Raw genomic sequence first — 16,105 nt, 5'->3', positions numbered from 1 at the left:
AGAACCTCCAACGTACTCTCCATGGAGAAGCTCCCTTCGTTCTTCCATGGAAGGCCGATCTCAGATTAGGGCGAACACGGCAACGTGGGGACCAAACAGCGGTTACGGAATTTGCGCAATTTCAAGCGGTTAGACCAGCGCGCCCCAGCCCGTGCGCCACCAGCCGGTCGATGAGCTCGGCATAGCTGACGCCGCTTGCGGCCATCGCCTTCGGGTACATGCTGATGTCGGTGAAGCCGGGAATGGTGTTGAGTTCGTTGATGAGGAAGCGCATGTCCGGTGTCAGGAAGAAATCGACCCGCGCCATGCCATCGCAGCCGACGGCCCGGAAAGCCATTGCGGCCGTCGCGCGGATCTGGACTTCGATCTCTTGCGGCAGTTCCGCCGGCACTTTCAGCACCGCGCCGTCCTCGTCGATGTATTTGGCGTCGTAGCTGTAGAAACCGTGGCTTTCGGCCGGCACGATCTCGCCCGGACGGGAAACGAAGAGGCCGCCTTCCGGATCCTCCAGCACGCTCAACTCGATCTCGCGGCCGCGGATGAACTCTTCTGCCAGGAGCTTGCGGTCGTGCTTGAAGCCCTCGTCAAGTGCGGCCGCGTAGTCCTCTTCGGTCGCAACTTTGCTGACGCCGACGGAGGAACCCTGTCGGGCCGGCTTGATGAAGAGCGGAAGTCCGAGCGCGCGCTCAAGTTCGGCGAAGGCCGGCGCGACACCCAGGTGGATGGTGACGGATCGCGCGGTCGGCAGGTCCGCCTCGTTGAGGAGCCGCTTGGCGATGTCCTTGTCGAGCGCCGTGGCGGAACCGAGAATGCCGCAGCCGACAAGCGGCACGCAGGCCACCTCCGCAAGCCCCTGCACGGCACCGTCCTCGCCGTGAAGACCATGCAGCACCGGGAAGAGAGCGCCGATCTCCGGCAGCGCATAGGGCGCGCCATCGGCCGGGATCGCCAGCATGCGTCCCTTGCCGCCCGGCACGAGCGAGACTTCGGTGCCGCTCGATGGCTTCGCGAGCGTGCCATTCTCGAAGCGGCTCAGCAGCCATTGCCCCTCGCGGGTGATGAAGATCGGAACCGCATCGTATTTTTCGGGCTCCAGCGCCCGCATGACATTGGTTGCCGAAAGCACCGAAACGTCATGCTCGGCGGAGCGCCCGCCGAAGAGCACGGCAATGCGCAGTCTGTTCGAAGAAGTGGCCACGAAAAACTCCCACGGAATCGGGTTTGTATGGCTACTGCATTTCCTCAAATCGCGACCGATTTAAGGAGAAGAATGTAGGGGCCGCCCGCAAGTCAGCTTCGCGCCAACAGCGGTCATGGTGTCGATGCCGTCCCCTAAACAGCTGAACGCGTCTGCGACATCGGTTGGTTGACCATCGGGATCACCACCCTGCGGCGCGTGAAGGTGCCGTGTGGCAGGTCGAAGGTGACGTGTTCGAACTCCATGTGTGGCAGGCTTCTCCAAGAGCGGTCGGACGAGAGATGCTGATGCTGGCTTCGGTGCCCCTATTTTTGGACACGTACATCTCCCCGGGTGCAGGGCGGGGTCGGCCGGCCAGGCGGTTTTCCGTGACACCAGCCCGCAACCTTTAGAAGATGATAGCTCGCGGCAAGGAAGCCGGTGCTGGTTTATCAGAAGGCCCCGCAGGCGGCAGCGGCGGAATAGTCAGAGCCAGCGGCGAACCTCGGCCTTGTAGCGGCGGTAGTCGTCGCCGAACTTCGCTTCGAGATAGCGCTCCTCGCGGGCTATCACCTGCGTCTGGATCGCGATCAGCACTAACGGGAGCAAGGCGAAGGCGATCGGCCCGTCGAAGCCGATCGCAAGGCCGGCATAGATAAGCGCCATGCCGAGATACATGGGATTGCGGGTCCACCGATAGGGACCGGTCGTTGCGATGAGGGTCGTTGGCCGCGACGGCGGAACGTTAGTGCCCAGCCGCCGGAACAGCCCCGCCGCCGCAAGCATCATCGCCGCGCCGGCAACGAACAGCAGCGCGCCCGTCGCGACCAGCAACCGCCAGTCGATGCCGAAAGAGCGCAGGGTGACGAACCGCTCCGCCGCCAGCCCCAACAGCAGCGCTCCCAGATAGACGATGGGCGGAGGGAAGCGCACACCCGCGCTGTCCGGTTCGACGGCCATGCTGATCTCCAGTCTGTGTTCTCAAACCAGCATCGACTGCTGGGCGGAGATGCCCGCAATAGCGCCTTGCCATGATGCCGTGGTGACCGAGGGCATGAGGGGGTTGGCGAGGTCGCCCGCGGCGTAGATGCCGGGCATGCTGGTTTCGCGGCGCTCGTCGACCTTGAGGGCGATGCCGAGGGGCGTATCGACTGTGGCGAGACCCAGTGATTCATGCAGGCTTGCGGACGGCTTGTTGCGCGGATGCGCGAACAGGATGTCGACAGCGACATCGGGGCCGATATCGAGCTTGACGGTGGCGCTATGGCCCCCTTGATGGGCGACCTCGGTGATCCGGCCCTCGACGACAGGTGTGTTGCGACGCTCCAGATCGGCCCGGATATCTGGCGGAATGTCGTGACCATCGGCGAAGACCGTCAACCTGTCGGTCCAATCGTGGAACAGCCTGACCTGATTGTGCGACTGCGGGCCGGACCAGACGAGGCCCCAGTGCTGGCCGGCGACTTCAAAGCCGTCGCAATAGGGGCAGGGCACGATGCACGTGCCCCAGCCTTCGGAAAAGCCCGGAACATCAGGCATCTGGTCGGCGATGCCATAGCTCATGATCAGGCGGCGCGCCGCAAGGCTTTCGCCATCGCCAGTGAGGACGGAGAAATCATCGATAGCGCCGGAGATGCTGTCGGCTCGGGCATTGACCAGCCTGACCGTGGGATAACGCGTCAGTTGCTGCCGCGCATCGGCCAGGATGTCCAGCGGCGGCTTGTGATCGTGGCCGAGCAGACCATGCGAGTGGCTGGCGAAGCGGTTGCGCGGCATGCCGGTATCGAGAACAGTGACCTTGCGGCGGGCACGGCCGAGCTGCAGAGCGGCTGCGAGGCCGGCAAAGCTGCCGCCGATGATGATGACGTCATCCATGGTGATAAGCTCCGTGTTGTGGATGGATGGAGGGGCGGGCTGAGCCTGGCGCGCAATATCGTCCAGCGATGCGCATTCGATGACGCTCGGCGGCCAAGGGAAACTTGATTTGGAGGACACGATAAAATTCACTCTTGGAATTTCGGACACTGCGTAGTATCGTAATTCAAGAATAAAGATACTGTCAAGGACTGGAATTGTCGTGACCGAAAATAGTCGAGGCCGGCGCGGCCGGCCCGCCAACGAGGCGCTTGGCCAAACGATAGTCGACGCCGCGGGCGAACTCTTTGCGGAACTGGGTTTTCAAGCGACGACATTGGACAAGGTCGCCCAGCGAGCGAAGATATCCAAGCTCAGCATCTATCGGCACTTCGAGAACAAAGAGGCGCTGTTCAGCGCGGCCTTTGCGGACCGCTGCCATCAGTTTGTACCACAGGCCCTTTTTGAAGGCGTCGACGGTTCGGCCGAAGATCAGCTCATGGCGGTGGGATCATCGCTGCTTCGCACGCTGTTGCGCCCGGACGTCCGCAATGTCGAAGCCGTGGTTATGGCCGAAAGGACGAGTCAAAAGTCGTTGAGCAAGCTCCATTACGAAGCCGGCTCCGCCCACATCATCGCCCAAATCGAGGCCCTGTTGCGTCGTTTGCACGCGAAGGCGGTTCTGAACGTGCCCGATCCTCTCCGGTCCGCCCGCTTGTTTGCCGCGCTTTTCAAAGGGTCCGATCTCCTGATTATCGCACGCTTCGATGAGGCGAGAGCAGAGGACGACAACGAAATCGAATCCTATTGCCGATCGGCCGTCACCATGTTCATCGCCGCTCACGGTCGCAACGACCACGCGGGCGGATAGCCTAGACGAGGCCGCGAAGTAGTACTTGCTTGATATTTTGGATGCTCGCACTGACATCAACGCGACTATCGATGTCAGCTTCGGGCCGACAGCGGACCGGCAGCTTTCGGACTTCAGTGCCTCGATATCAGCCATTCATCGGCCCGGCCTCATGCACACCACTCCTTGCCGTGTGATCCGGTCGCATGAGCCGGTAGACTGGGGCATCACTACAGCGCCGTGCGTCTTTTCAGACGCACGAAGGACGCTGTAGCACTTTGAATTGCTGCATGTTTTTATCCTTAAATCGGCTACGATTTAAGGAAACATGCAGTAGGGGCTACCCCGCGGCTCACAGTGCCGTCCGTGCGTCGTAGCTTTCTTGGGCTTCCTCGATCTGGTGCAGATGGTTGATCGCCCAATTGTAGACCGCACCGAATGGAACCTGCAGTGTGCGGCCAAGGTCGGTGATCGAGTACTCGACGGCGACTGGCGAGGTGGCCAGCACTCTGCGTGCGATCAGTCCATTGCGTTCGAGCCGCCGTAGCGCCTGCGTTAGCGCCTTATGGGTGATCCCCTCCAATCGGCGCATGAACTCGTTGAAGCGAGTCGGCCGCTCCGTGAGGATGGTCAGGATCATCACCGACCACTTGTTGGCTACTTGATCAAAGAACGAACGCGCAGCGCAGTCCGCGAAATACACCGTGTCCACATCTGCAGTCCCAGTCCTCGGCATGCCGATATCCTCGTGTATATCTACGCACTTCTAGGTGCGTAATTGATCGTAGATTTACAACGTATATCTTGATGCCTCCAGACGATCAATTTCGCAGACGATCAATTTCGGTCCCGGGCTCGCCAAGTCGAGCGCTACCCGGTGCGTTTCAACAGGAGTAACTACATGGCGAACGAAGGTCTCGACTTTTCCCGGCGCGGCTTGCTGAGATTGATGGGGGCGACGACGGCCGCGGCCACACTTGCGCCCGGCATGGCGATCGGCGCGTCCGCTATAGCGACGGGCGCGCGCACCGCGAAGCTGTTCTACACCGACGTCGGGACCGGACCCAACGTCATGCTGATCCACGGCTGGACCGGCGATTCGCATGACTGGACCTGGCAACTGCCGGCACTTGAGAGCACATACCGGGTCGTCGCCGCCGACCTGCGCGGGCACGGCCGCTCCCAGGTCATGCCCTCGGGCACCTACAATCCTGCCGACTACGTCGCCGACATAGAGGCGCTGATCGAGACGGATTTCGCGGGCCAGAAGTTCATCCTGGTGGGGCATTCAATGGGCGGCCAGATCTCCGCCCGCCTGGCCGTCAAGCGCCCGGACCTCGTCAGCGCAGTCGTCTCCGTCGACGGCTCGCTCGGCTTTCCCGACGCGTTGCGCCCCGTCTTCTTGAAGACCGCCCAAGACCTGCAACACGCTGATCCCGGGCTCGTCGGTCCGGCCCTGTTCCAGTCCGTGTACGATCCGGCCACCGACCCCGGAATAAAGCGCTGGCACGCACGACGCCTGCAGGGAACGTCCAGCCACGCCGTACGCGAATCCTTCGGCCCACTGTTCTTGGGCCCCGACCAGGTGGGGTTGGGTAAGCAGAGCGAGAATTTCCTGCGGACAGTCAGGGTACCGTTCTACCACTTGTGCCGCGACCCGGAACAAGCAGCGCGGATGCGCGGATGGTTCCTCCACCCCAAATCCAAGGTCGATTACTGGGAGCACGCCGGCCACTGGATCATGCAGGACCGCAAGGACGACGTGACCAAGGCCATTGTCGCCTGGGTCGATGCGCTGTGACGACACGCCATACAGCACGCGCGGCGGATGAAGCGGGGGTGGGCGCAGCGAAGCAAGCGCGCTGCCTTCCGCCGCCGCCCATTCAGGTTCGAGCTACCATCTTGGGTGATCGCCGCTCTCCTGATTTCGTCACCGAAAGCGGACCTATCGAAACCATCACTACAGCCCGATCTGGGTCTCTCCCTCGATCCGGGTGATCTCGAAATCGCTGATCAATATGTCGAGCCTGATTTTCCAGAGGCCGGGGAGGGGCAGCAGGAGATCGGAGGTGTGCCACCGCCATCCCAATTCCGTGTCCCAATATGCGCCGCGGCCATGCCTGGGCACGAGCGGACGGATTTGTCCGGCCAGCGCTAGGCATTGAAGACGAAGCGGGTTCCCGTGAACGACCGCAGCATTTTTTCTGGCATCTCAGCCTTAAATATCTCGTAGAAGGGTTCGCCGGTACAGTGCAGGGGGATCACGTAGTCTGGATCGATCTCCTTCAGAGCGGCAACGCTTTGGCGCACGTACTCCACCGGGTGGGGTGCAAGGTGGAAGCCGCCAATCACAGCGTGGACCTTGCTGATGCCCGAGACCGCCTGGGCGCGCTTGATCGCATTGACGACCCCGCGATGACTGCACGAGGTCAACACGACTAGGCCGCGACCCCTCAGGTTGAAGCCCGTCGCCAGTTCGTGGCGGAACTGGTCGGGGATGACGCCCTGCTGACGCTCGGCTTCGCTGAACTGTTCCGGATAGCACCCGATGCCGGTCTGCACGCCGATCTTCATGGCGCTCGGCGACAGCACTCTTTCGAAACTCGCGAGGTTGATTTGACCAGTGGTAAAGGCATGGTCGGCGACAAGGGTCGGGACTTCGGCGAAGATCACCGTCACGTCCGCCCCCGCAAGCGCTTTACGGTCGAGAACGCCGAAGTTGCCTTTCAAGGGTGGCGCGGTCCACCTGCGGGCACAGAAGCACTCTTCGCCGCCTACATAGAGCGGCAGTTTCGGTTTCAGCTTCCCCCTGTTCTGGTGCACGAAGCCGACGAGCCCGCCGAAGTGGTCGTAGTGGCCGTGGCTCAACACCAGGGCGTCGAGAGCGGCAGGATCAACGCCTAACAGCTTTGAATTGTTGACCAGGGCCTCGGACGTGAAGCCGAAGTCCACGAGCACATTTCGGACTTCGCTACCGCGCTGCGATTCCGCGTGCAAAGACAGGCCGAATTCGCTGATGATCGCGTTCTGCGGCGGCTGATCGCTTAGAGGCCATCCAAAGCGCTGAATTTCGACGCTGTCGGCCTTCAGGCTCGGCGCGACTGCGACCTGGTAGCTGTCGACAACAACCCGGACCGCTACGCGGTCGACTTCCGGAATCGGGCCGTTGATTCCCTGCGCCCATGTTGGTCTCGCGTCGCCGAGCAATGAAACCAACAGTGCATTGAACATGACCGCGCCGCCACCGCAAACCACATCCCGCCGATGCACGACTGTGCCGTCCTGGTCGTTGGTCATCACGCCAAACCTCCTCCATGACTGCATCCGAAGAGCGGTGTGCATCCAAGCGATTCAGGTCACGAGGAGCTCTCAACGCATTAATCTGGGCAGGTATCGCTCCGGTACGCGAAATTCCGCGATAGGAAGGCGCGGGGCTGCAGCGCTCACCCCTTCAACTCTCGCTTGAGCTCGTCAAGGAACCGCCAGTCAGTGCCCTCAGCGATGAGCCGCTTCGGCTCGGATTTGATCATGCCAGCCTCGTGCAACCGGAGCGCGTAGAAGCGCATCGTGTCCTCGGGGTCGTACTCGCGCCAACCCCGGTACTGGATCTCACTGAGCGTCTGCAGCGCGTAGTCGAAACGAGAGAACCCCATGCCGGCAAGCTGCCGTGCGACGAGCCTCGGCTCCTCGGCGCAGTAATCAGCAGCCTTGAGGAGGGCGCGCAAATAGCGTTTGGTGGCGATGGGATGGCTCTGAACGAAATCCCTGCCGCCATAGAGCGCGCAGCAAAGATACTGTGACCATGGCTTGTCCCGGAGCGTGCTGATGATCACTCGACCGAGCTTGCGGGCTCTCAGTTCCTGAGGTTCCGGTGGGAATGCGAGGAAAGCATCGACCTTCTCCTCGGCGAAGAGCTTCATTGGGTTGCCCTCGGGGCTCGTGACCCAGGTGAAATCCCTTTGCGGGTCAAGCCCGACATACGCAGCCATGATCGCCAGATAGTGGTGCCCGTCAGAGTTCAGCTCCTGGATGGCCACACTCCTGCCGCGCAAGTCGCTAATGGTCCGGACAGGTTCATGAGCGAATAGTTCATAGCAGCCAGAATGGATACCGGCCAACGCTGTGATCGGCAAACCGCTGTCCAGGTAGTAAGCCAGCGTTCCCGCGAACGTGCTGGCGAAATGCACGTCGCCACGGGCCACGAGTTGTGGGACCGTAAAGGACTCGGAGGTCCGCACGTACTGGATTTCCTTGAACCCCTCCGCGCGTAGTAGTTCCCTGGCCACCAAAGTCGGCGCGAGGCAGATGTTCGAGTAATAGGCGAGCCGGATTGTCGTGGTCTCGGGCGGCCCCTCATCGGCGAAGCCCGGCCCGCCGATCAGCCCGACGGCAGCGGCGGCGGCCGCAGATGCCATGAAGCGTCGTCTATCTAGTATGATACCCGACATTGTCCCCCCTTTCGTGTGGGGACAGACTCTGCGATTCTTCGGACGGCCCTCACAAGAACGCCCCTGCATTCGCCGGTCGCGTGCAAGAGACTTATCCGTGCACGCGATCTCAATTATTTAAGCACTTTCGTGGCCATTTTTGAAGACGTAAGCATTGATTACTCACCGGCCATGGTCCACTTTCTGAGTTCGGACGAACGTTGCAAGTTACTGCGAACAGTCCTGCATGTTGCTTGGCAGTCAATCCAGAGCATGACTCCAACGATTTCTAAAAGTTATACGTGTACTTAATTTGAGAATGTACACTTAATTTGTTATGTGTACTTAACCTGAAAACGGCGGCTATGGCGTTTACATTCTGATCACGGCTTGCGCCATTGCCCTGAATGCTCGTCAATTGCATCACGCATCGCCACGGCCATCGAAAGAGCACTTCGGTGTGGCCGGCGCCCGCCTTCGGTCCAACGGTGAACTCCGCGCGAGAGCGATTATCGTGTCCCGACAAGCGGGTGTAGGTCGGCGGTAGCGAGCCGCTCGCGGTGCGAGCGATCGCGCCTCCACCGCTCGCGAGCTATCTCGATGGCGCGGAGATAGCGTTGTTTCGCTTCCGTGCACCGAGCCGCAGGCTTCAAGCTCGCGCGCCAATCCGCGGCACTATGTGTTATCATTCGCCATGCATTTAAACCGCTTGAGGCTGTACCCGTTCTGCAAGGTCAGAGGCGTCCATGGGTACGTTCTCGGTGCCACGCTGACCAGCATTTGGAAGGGAGGGACCCATGCATACCCTATACCCTGGACGGTTCAGCAGACGGAGGTTCCTGAGTGGGATGACGCTGGCGGGGACTGCGGGGCTCCTGGGCTGGTACCCCAGGCGAGCCGCTGCGGAGCCACCGCCTGAGACGACGCGGATCCGGCTCGTCAAGATCCCCAGCATCTGTCAGGCTCCCCAGTATGTAGCCGAAGAGCTGCTGCGCAGCGAAGGGTTCACCGATGTGCAGTACCTCCAAAGAGGGGGGACCGCAGACATCGCGCCGGCCCTCGCCTCCGGTGAAGCCGACATCAATGGGCATTTCGCCGCCCCGCTTCTTCTCCGCCTGGAGGCGGGGGATCCCATCGTCATCCTAGCAGGACTCCACGTCGGCTGCTTTGAGCTGTTCGGGACCGATCGCGTCCAGGCGATCCGCGACCTCAAGGGGAAGACCGTGGCCGTACCAACGCTGGATTCCAGCCGATTCGTCTTTCTCGCCACGATCACGGCTTATGTGGGCCTGGACCTCCACAAAGACATACACTTCGTCACGTATCCGGGACCGGAGTCCATCCGGCTCCTAAGCGAGGGGAAGATCGATGCCTACCTAGGCTTTCCCCCCGAACCGCAGGAGATGCGGGAGCAGCGGATCGGCCATGTGGTGATTAGCAGCATCGTGGACCGGCCCTGGTCGCAATACTTCTGCTGCATGCTGGCTGGGAACCGGGAGTTCGTCCGCACGAATCCGGTGGCCACCAAACGCGCCCTCCGCGCCATCTTGAAAGCGGCGGATTTCTGCGCCAGCGAGCCCGAGCAATCCGCACAGTTCATGGTGGACCAGGGCTATACTAAGCGCTATGACCATGCCCTCCAGGTCGTGAAGGCGCTTCCCTATCAGTGGCGTGAGTATAGCGCTGAGGACACCCTGCGCTTCTACGCCCTGCGCCTCCACGAAGTCGGGATGCTCAAGAGCACACCCCAGAAGCTCCTGGCTGAGGGCACCGACTGGCGTTTCCTCAACGAACTGAAGAGGGAGTTGAAGGGATAGGAGTTCGTCGTGCTCTGCCGCTACTGCATGTTTCCTTAGATCGTAGCTGATTTAAGGACAAAAACATGCAGCAATTCAAAGTGCTACAGCGTCCTTTGTGCGTCTGAAAAGACGCACGGCGCTGTGGGTGGGCCTCCTTGCCGGCGGCAGTGCCGAAGGCACGACCGCAGCTACCAGCCAGTGGTCGGTCGATCCGACTTATGCCCCGATAGGTGAGCGGCCTGGGCTCATGAACGTCATCATGACGGTCCAAGCCACCGAACGATTTCGTAGGCTGGCATCGGGCGGTGGAAGCCCTTCAGAGTCAAGTCGCCAACAGGGCTGGATTCGACCAATGGCTCGACGGCGCCGAAGACCCGTTGGCTGACGAGTATCTGACGAGGTCTGGCCTCCTCGCACAATCGGGCCGCATGGTTCGGGACGGTACCGATGACCGCATAATCCGAGCGCTGGTCGAAGCCAATCTTTCCGATGGTTGCATGACCCCGCGCAATGCCGATTCCGAAACCGAGCAAATAGCCCCGCTTGCGCCATCGCTCTGAATGCTCGTCAATTGCGTCACGCATCGCCACGGCCATTGAAACAGCTCGCTCGGTATGGCCTGCGCAGGGCAAGGGGTCGTTGAAAATCACAACAATGCCGTCGCCCACGAACCGCTCCAACGTCCCTCCGTGGCGGGTGATTTGTTCACCGAGACAGGAATGGTACTCGCCAAGAACTGTCATCACCTCTTCAGGCTCGGCAGTCTCGGCAAATGCCGTAAAGCCGCGCAGATCGCAGAAAACGACCGTCACCTCGCGGCGGTGGCTTTGGAGAAGCGCGTCGCCATTGCCGGCGGCAACAATGAGATCGGCAACCTGAGCAGGCAGATACCGTCGGAGCCGAGCCATCCGCTCGATCTCCGTGACCTGCTCCGCCACTTTCTGTTCCAGGGATTGGTTCCATGCTGCCAGTTGGGCCGCCTGGTCCTGAAGGCTCCGCGCCTGGGCCTCGACGGTGTCGTGAAGCGCCTTCTGTCGCAGCATCGATCGGACGCGCGCCAGCAGCGCCTTATGCTCGAACGGCTTGGTCAGATAGTCGTCGCCGCCAGCGTCCAATCCCTCGACGACATCTCGCGTGTCGGCTTTCGCAGTCACGAGAATGACCGGAATCGATCGTAGCGAAATGTCCTTCTTGAGCAGGCGCACTGCGCTGATGCCGTCCAGCTTCGGCATCATGATGTCGAGAAGGATGAGATCGGGCTTGAGGTCGCGTGCTTTTGCAAGACCCTCTTCGCCGTCCGCGGCGGTCACCACTTCGTAGCCATTCACCTCGAGGCGCATGCGGAGGATTTCGAGATTTTCCGGCGTGTCGTCGACGGCGAGAATGCGGGGCGGATCGTGCATGGCGCAGCCTCCCTCAGGCCAGGAGTTCCCGGACCTTTGCCAGCAGTTGGCGCGGGCTGAACGGCTTGGCGATATAGCCGTCACATCCGGCAGCCAGGGCTTTCGCCTCATCCCCCGACAACGCGTAGGAGGTGACGGCAATGATCGGAATATGCCGGAGCGCCGGGTCGGACTTGATGTGGCGAGTCGCTTCATACCCGTCCATCACCGGTAGCTGGATGTCCATAAGGATCAAGTCCGGCTTCTGCGCCGCCGCAGCCGCCACGCCGGCGGCACCATCCGCGGCCTCGATCAGTTCATATTCGGTGGTCGCGATGAGATCGCGCACGATCTGGCGATTGTCTTCGGTGTCTTCCACCATCAGGATTCGTTTGCTCATGCCGCTTGAACGTGCTCCTCTGCATCGATTGGTATCGTCATTCGGAACGTCGCACCGGAACCGGGCACCGACTCCACGGTTATCGCTCCGCCGTGCATTTCGACAAAGCGTTTCGAGATAGCCAGACCGAGACCCGTGCCGCCCTTCTGCCGGGTGCTGCTGTTGTCAACCTGCTGGAATTCCTCGAAGATGAGCGCCTGGTCTTTAGGCTCGATGCCTGGGCCGGTGTCCCGCACTACGATCTCGAAGTGGCCGTCGGCTGCGTTGGCCAGAATGTCGACAGAGCCCGATTCCGTGAACTTGATAGCGTTGCCGGCAATATTGAGCAGGACCTGGGTTAGACGGCGCTCGTCGCCGCGGCCGGTCGGAAGGTCGTTCGCAACTGTCGTAGTGAACGCCAGGCCCTTTTCCCGCGCCAGCGGTTCGACCGCGGCGGCGGTAGTTCGAACGATCTGCCCAAGGGAATAATCCTCAAAGGTCAGTGTGAGCTGGCCGGATTCGATCTTCGAAAGATCCAGCACGTCGTTAATGAGACCCAGAAGATGGCGACCGTTGGCCTGCACGCGCGCCACCGTCGCTTTTGCCCTGTCCGGAAGCTCACCGTAAATGCCGTCGACCAGAAGCTCGGTGAAGCCCAGAACCGAGTTGAGCGGCGTCCTCAACTCGTGGCTCATATTCGCGAGGAACTGAGACTTGTGACGGCTAGCGGCCTCGAGTTCCTGGCCCTTTTCCTCTATCTCGCGGAACAGCTTGGCGTTTTGAATGGCGAGCACCGACTGGGCGGCAAAGGTTTCCATCAGGTGAACAACCCGCTCGTCGAATTCTCCGGGTTTGCGGCGCCTGACGACGAGAGCGCCAACAATCTTGTTGGGCCTCAGCAATGGAACTATCAGGACGCCGCGATATCCAGCGTCGCGGATGATTTTTTGAACGGGTGTCGGCGTTCCTTCACCGAGTTCGGGCACCTGCACCGGTTCGCGGCGCCGTGCGGCATCACCGATCCCTGGATCATTCAGGGAGATGGGCTGTCCAGATATGGCGGCGACGAGCTCGTCGCTCATTCCATAAGTTGCACGCGGTCGGAACTGTTGCCTGGTGCTGCTGAACACATAGATAGTACCCGCATCCGTATCCGAGAGTTGCACGGCCTTTGCTACGATCGTCTGCAATACCGTGTCCAGATCAAGCGTCGAATTGACCGCCTTGGTGACTTCTCCGAGCGCTTCCAATTCGGCGACGGAGCGCGCGAGTTCGGCCGTGCGCGCCTGGACCTCCTGGAACAGACGCACATTCTCGATCGCGATCACCGCCTGGTCGGCGAAGGTGGTGAGCAGTTCAATCTGCTTGCGGTCGAATGGCCGAACCTCGACTCGCCGGATCACCAGAGCTCCGATGGCTTCCTCTTCCCGCAGGAGCGGAGTGGCAAGGGTGGTCCGATGGCCAAGCCGCATCGCCATTTGCCGGCCCGCAGGGAAATCATCGCCTGCGGCGGTAAGGTCGCTTACATGCACGGTCTTCCGGTCAACAAAGGCGCGACCGGAAACCCAGTCGCGACCGATCGGCCATTTGACGAAGTCAATCGGGATTGGGCCATAATGCGCCCTCCATGCCAGTGACTCACCGTCTTTCAGGAGGATGGCCGCGTCGTAAGCGTCGCAGAGCTTTGCCGCGCTCTCGGCAACGGCATTCAGGACGGGTTGAATGTCGGTCGGGGAAGCGGCGATCGTGCGGAGAATCGCGCTCGTCGCCATCTGCTGTTCAAGCGTTTCGGTCAGCTCTCGGTTGCGGGTCTCGATTTCAAGGTACAGCCGTCCGAGTTGCGCTGAGGTCTGGTTGACATTGTCGGCGAGCGCACCAAGCTCGTCCCGGTTGCCGACCGCAACCTGTTGGGCAAAGTCGCCGGCCGCGATCTGACGCAAACGCGCCTCGATCTTCTTGACGGGGTCGACCAGCGACCAGGAGATGACGTAGCCAAGGCCTAGTGCCAACAGGATGCTACCGACGGCAAAGGACACTACGACCAGTCGTGAGGTATCGTAGGCTCCCTCCGTCACCTCGATTGCCGTCACCATGTCAGCTTCGGCCATGTTGACCAGCTGATTTGTCAGCCGTTCAAGCCGGTCGGCCGACGGCATGATCTCATTCAGCTGGACTTTACGTGCTTCCTCTGTGCGGCCGGAGCGGATGAGCTCCACGACGCGCATCACGCCAGCTGTAAACCGGTCATACTCGAGCCGTACCTGACCGAGCACGCCCACCTCGCTTGTGGCGACGAACTCCATGCGGTCGAGATCGTAACCGAACTGGCTGAGCTGGCGCAGCGCCGCATCCAGCATTCTCTCGTCTTGCAGCAAAAGTGCCGTGGAGATGCTGTAGAGCTGGTTGGTCGTGTCGTGCTGGACCTGGCGATAGGCTGCGATCCTGCGCTGCAGTTTGATCAGCTCGGTTGTCTGATCGTTGACCCCGCTCAACACCTGCAACCCGACCGCTCCGAGCACGATCAGCAGTCCGACGATCGACAGGAACGCAATCAGGAGCTTGGTCTGGACGCGCACCGGCAGACGCGCAACCCAACTGATCAGCGGGCTTGCGACACTACCGGGCTTCATCCACAAGGCTGAGAAGATCACTTCGGAACTCCTCCAAGTCGAAACTGGCGCCGATATACTGCACGCGCAAGCTGCCATTACGGTCCACAAGCGACGTCAGCAGGGTATGGTCGACGTCGCCGTTTGCTGTCTTCCTCGCGATTACGCCGTACTTCCGTCCTGTCTCATGGACGACTGCCGGATCGCCGGTAAGGAACGACCAGCCCTTCACATCGGCGGCGAAATTCTGCGCGTATTGCTTCAGCACTTCGGGCGTATCCCGCTCCGGGTCGACGGTGATCGAAACGAAGCTGATCTGCGGGCCGAATAAAGGGCCCAGCGCGTCCTTCACACGCGCCATGTTGTCAGTCAGCATCGGGCAAATGTCGGCACAGGAAGCAAAGATGAATGCGACGGCGACCACTTTGCCGCGAAAGTCGCGGAGTGACACAGACACGCCGTCCTGCGACGTCAGGGTAAAGTCCGGCGCCGCTCCGATAGTCGGCAAGCGCTGGGCTTGCGATGCATCATGCGCCTGCGATGGCCCGGCAAGCAGCGCCAACAGCAGAATCTGTGCTGGCCACCTCCTCATGACTTTAACTCACGCCTCAGTTCGTTCACGAAGCGCCAATCCGTGCCCTCCGCGATGATTTCATCGGGACTGGTCGTTATGAAGCCGACTTCGTGCATCCGCAGTGCGTAGAAGCGCAGTGTGTCCTCGGGATCGAACTCCCGCCACCGGTCGTAACGCGCGGCACGTAAACCCTGCAGCGCATAGTCGTATCGGTCGGTGAATTTGCCATCAACGGAGAGCCGCGCGACGAGCTCCGGATCAGACACGCAAAGGTCGGCGGCTTTGAGAATGGCCCGCAGTACGCGTTTGGTCGCTATCGGGTATCTCTCGACAAATTGCGCGCTGCTCGCAAGCATGCAACAGAAATGCTGCGACCATGGCCGGTCAAGAGTCGTGTTGACGATCGTGTGCCCGAAGTTACGGGCACGCTGCTCCTGCGGTTCCGGCGGGACCCCGAGGAAGGCATCGATCTTTCCTTCGTTGAAGAGTTGCATGGCCCCGGCATCCGGACTCTCGATCCATTGGATGTCCTTGGCTGGATCGAGACCGACGTAAGCAGCCATAAGGGCTACCAGCATATGCGGCGCCGATGTCAATGCAAATACGCCCACCCTCTTGCCTTTGAGGTCGGAGATACTCCGGACGCTGTCGGTGGCGATCACCTCGATGCAGCCGGAGTGCAGGCCGGTCAGCACCTTGACTGGCAAACCGGTTTCGATCGCCTTGATATGCGGGGGCGGGAAATCGACCACGAAGTCCAGCTCGCCGCTTGCGAGCAGCTCAAAGAAGTCCGCTTCGATTGGCGGTTCTACGTAGCGCACGTCGGTGAAACCTTCGACACGCAACAACGCAGCCGCGACATTCTTGGGAGCCTCGCAAAGAGCTCGGAAGGTCTTCGGCAGACGCACCGTCGTGGTCTCCAGCCCCGGTTCGGCCCAAGCCTGTGCCGTCGTGCCAAGGAAGCCAACGGCGCCAGCTGCCGCAGCGCCGGCGAGGAAAGTGCGTCGATTTTGCACGATTTGCATGCGGCTCCCTCCCTCAAAAGAGTATGCCG

General features: G+C 61.0%; 15 protein-coding genes. 3 read left to right on the top strand and 12 right to left on the bottom strand.

Annotated features, from left to right (window positions below; translation table 11 throughout):
* Positions 1 to 121: 121 nt before the first annotated feature.
* From RB548_RS10745 to RB548_RS10735, 3 genes are all read right to left on the bottom strand, one after another.
* Positions 122 to 1,198, bottom strand: coding sequence for a D-alanine--D-alanine ligase family protein (locus RB548_RS10745; RefSeq protein ID WP_331371310.1), 1,077 nt, complete (start codon positions 1,196 to 1,198; stop codon positions 122 to 124).
* 465 nt (positions 1,199 to 1,663) lie between these two features.
* Positions 1,664 to 2,137: a methyltransferase family protein gene (locus RB548_RS10740; protein ID WP_331371309.1), complete on the bottom strand. Its 474-nt coding sequence runs from the start codon at positions 2,135 to 2,137 to the stop codon at positions 1,664 to 1,666.
* 21 nt (positions 2,138 to 2,158) lie between these two features.
* Entirely contained in the window at positions 2,159 to 3,052 is an 894-nt protein-coding gene (locus tag RB548_RS10735; RefSeq protein ID WP_331371308.1) for an NAD(P)/FAD-dependent oxidoreductase, read from the bottom strand.
* A gap of 202 nt (positions 3,053 to 3,254) precedes the next feature.
* On the opposite strand from RB548_RS10735, the gene RB548_RS10730 reads away from it, so the two are divergent.
* The gene (locus RB548_RS10730) at positions 3,255 to 3,902 is read left to right on the top strand and encodes a TetR/AcrR family transcriptional regulator (RefSeq protein ID WP_331371307.1); all 648 of its coding nucleotides are present in this window, start codon (positions 3,255 to 3,257) and stop codon (positions 3,900 to 3,902) included.
* A gap of 331 nt (positions 3,903 to 4,233) precedes the next feature.
* Here the strand turns inward: RB548_RS10730 and RB548_RS10725 are convergent, their stop codons facing one another.
* The gene (locus RB548_RS10725; RefSeq protein ID WP_331371306.1) at positions 4,234 to 4,617 is read right to left on the bottom strand and encodes a winged helix-turn-helix transcriptional regulator; all 384 of its coding nucleotides are present in this window, start codon (positions 4,615 to 4,617) and stop codon (positions 4,234 to 4,236) included.
* 165 nt (positions 4,618 to 4,782) lie between these two features.
* Here RB548_RS10725 and RB548_RS10720 point away from each other — a divergent pair, with 165 nt between their 5' ends.
* Positions 4,783 to 5,682: an alpha/beta fold hydrolase gene (locus RB548_RS10720; protein ID WP_331371305.1), complete on the top strand. Its 900-nt coding sequence runs from the start codon at positions 4,783 to 4,785 to the stop codon at positions 5,680 to 5,682.
* Between the two features lie 159 nt (positions 5,683 to 5,841).
* On the opposite strand, the gene RB548_RS10715 is transcribed toward RB548_RS10720, so the two are convergent.
* The 3 genes from RB548_RS10715 to RB548_RS10705 all read right to left on the bottom strand — a co-directional run bounded on the left by RB548_RS10715 (position 5,842) and on the right by RB548_RS10705 (position 8,296).
* Positions 5,842 to 5,970: a hypothetical protein gene (locus tag RB548_RS10715; RefSeq protein WP_331371304.1), complete on the bottom strand. Its 129-nt coding sequence runs from the start codon at positions 5,968 to 5,970 to the stop codon at positions 5,842 to 5,844.
* Positions 5,971 to 6,035: 65 nt separating this feature from the next.
* Positions 6,036 to 7,178 (bottom strand): MBL fold metallo-hydrolase, encoded by a 1,143-nt coding sequence (locus RB548_RS10710; RefSeq protein ID WP_331371303.1) that lies wholly within the window; start codon positions 7,176 to 7,178, stop codon positions 6,036 to 6,038.
* Positions 7,179 to 7,324: 146 nt separating this feature from the next.
* Complete coding sequence (locus RB548_RS10705; RefSeq protein WP_331371302.1) at positions 7,325 to 8,296, bottom strand: ABC transporter substrate-binding protein; 972 nt, start codon at positions 8,294 to 8,296, stop codon at positions 7,325 to 7,327.
* A gap of 860 nt (positions 8,297 to 9,156) precedes the next feature.
* Between RB548_RS10705 and RB548_RS10700 the strand changes: the two genes are divergently transcribed.
* Positions 9,157 to 10,125: an ABC transporter substrate-binding protein gene (locus tag RB548_RS10700; RefSeq protein WP_331371301.1), complete on the top strand. Its 969-nt coding sequence runs from the start codon at positions 9,157 to 9,159 to the stop codon at positions 10,123 to 10,125.
* Between the two features lie 239 nt (positions 10,126 to 10,364).
* Here the strand turns inward: RB548_RS10700 and RB548_RS10695 are convergent, their stop codons facing one another.
* The 5 genes from RB548_RS10695 to RB548_RS10675 are packed head-to-tail and all read right to left on the bottom strand — an operon-like array spanning position 10,365 to position 16,076.
* The gene (locus RB548_RS10695) at positions 10,365 to 11,510 is read right to left on the bottom strand and encodes a response regulator (protein ID WP_331371300.1); all 1,146 of its coding nucleotides are present in this window, start codon (positions 11,508 to 11,510) and stop codon (positions 10,365 to 10,367) included.
* A 13-nt stretch (positions 11,511 to 11,523) separates the two neighbouring features.
* On the bottom strand, positions 11,524 to 11,889 hold the full coding sequence (locus RB548_RS10690; RefSeq protein ID WP_331371299.1) for a response regulator: 366 nt from the start codon (positions 11,887 to 11,889) through the stop codon (positions 11,524 to 11,526).
* Positions 11,886 to 14,519: a GAF domain-containing protein gene (locus RB548_RS10685; RefSeq protein ID WP_331371298.1), complete on the bottom strand. Its 2,634-nt coding sequence runs from the start codon at positions 14,517 to 14,519 to the stop codon at positions 11,886 to 11,888. Before RB548_RS10685 ends, RB548_RS10690 begins: the two co-directional genes overlap by 4 nt.
* Positions 14,485 to 15,039: an SCO family protein gene (locus RB548_RS10680; protein WP_331371297.1), complete on the bottom strand. Its 555-nt coding sequence runs from the start codon at positions 15,037 to 15,039 to the stop codon at positions 14,485 to 14,487. The genes RB548_RS10685 and RB548_RS10680 overlap by 35 nt, the downstream gene beginning before the upstream one ends.
* Positions 15,040 to 15,065: 26 nt before the next feature.
* The gene (locus RB548_RS10675) at positions 15,066 to 16,076 is read right to left on the bottom strand and encodes an ABC transporter substrate-binding protein (protein WP_331371296.1); all 1,011 of its coding nucleotides are present in this window, start codon (positions 16,074 to 16,076) and stop codon (positions 15,066 to 15,068) included.
* Positions 16,077 to 16,105 lie beyond the last annotated feature (29 nt).

Origin of the sequence: Sinorhizobium chiapasense, from assembly GCF_036488675.1 — a bacterium.
GTDB classification, from domain to species: Bacteria; Pseudomonadota; Alphaproteobacteria; order Rhizobiales; family Rhizobiaceae; genus Sinorhizobium; species Sinorhizobium chiapasense.
Note: the sequence above shows the minus strand (reverse complement) of the source record. Positions and strands in the feature narration are given on the sequence as shown.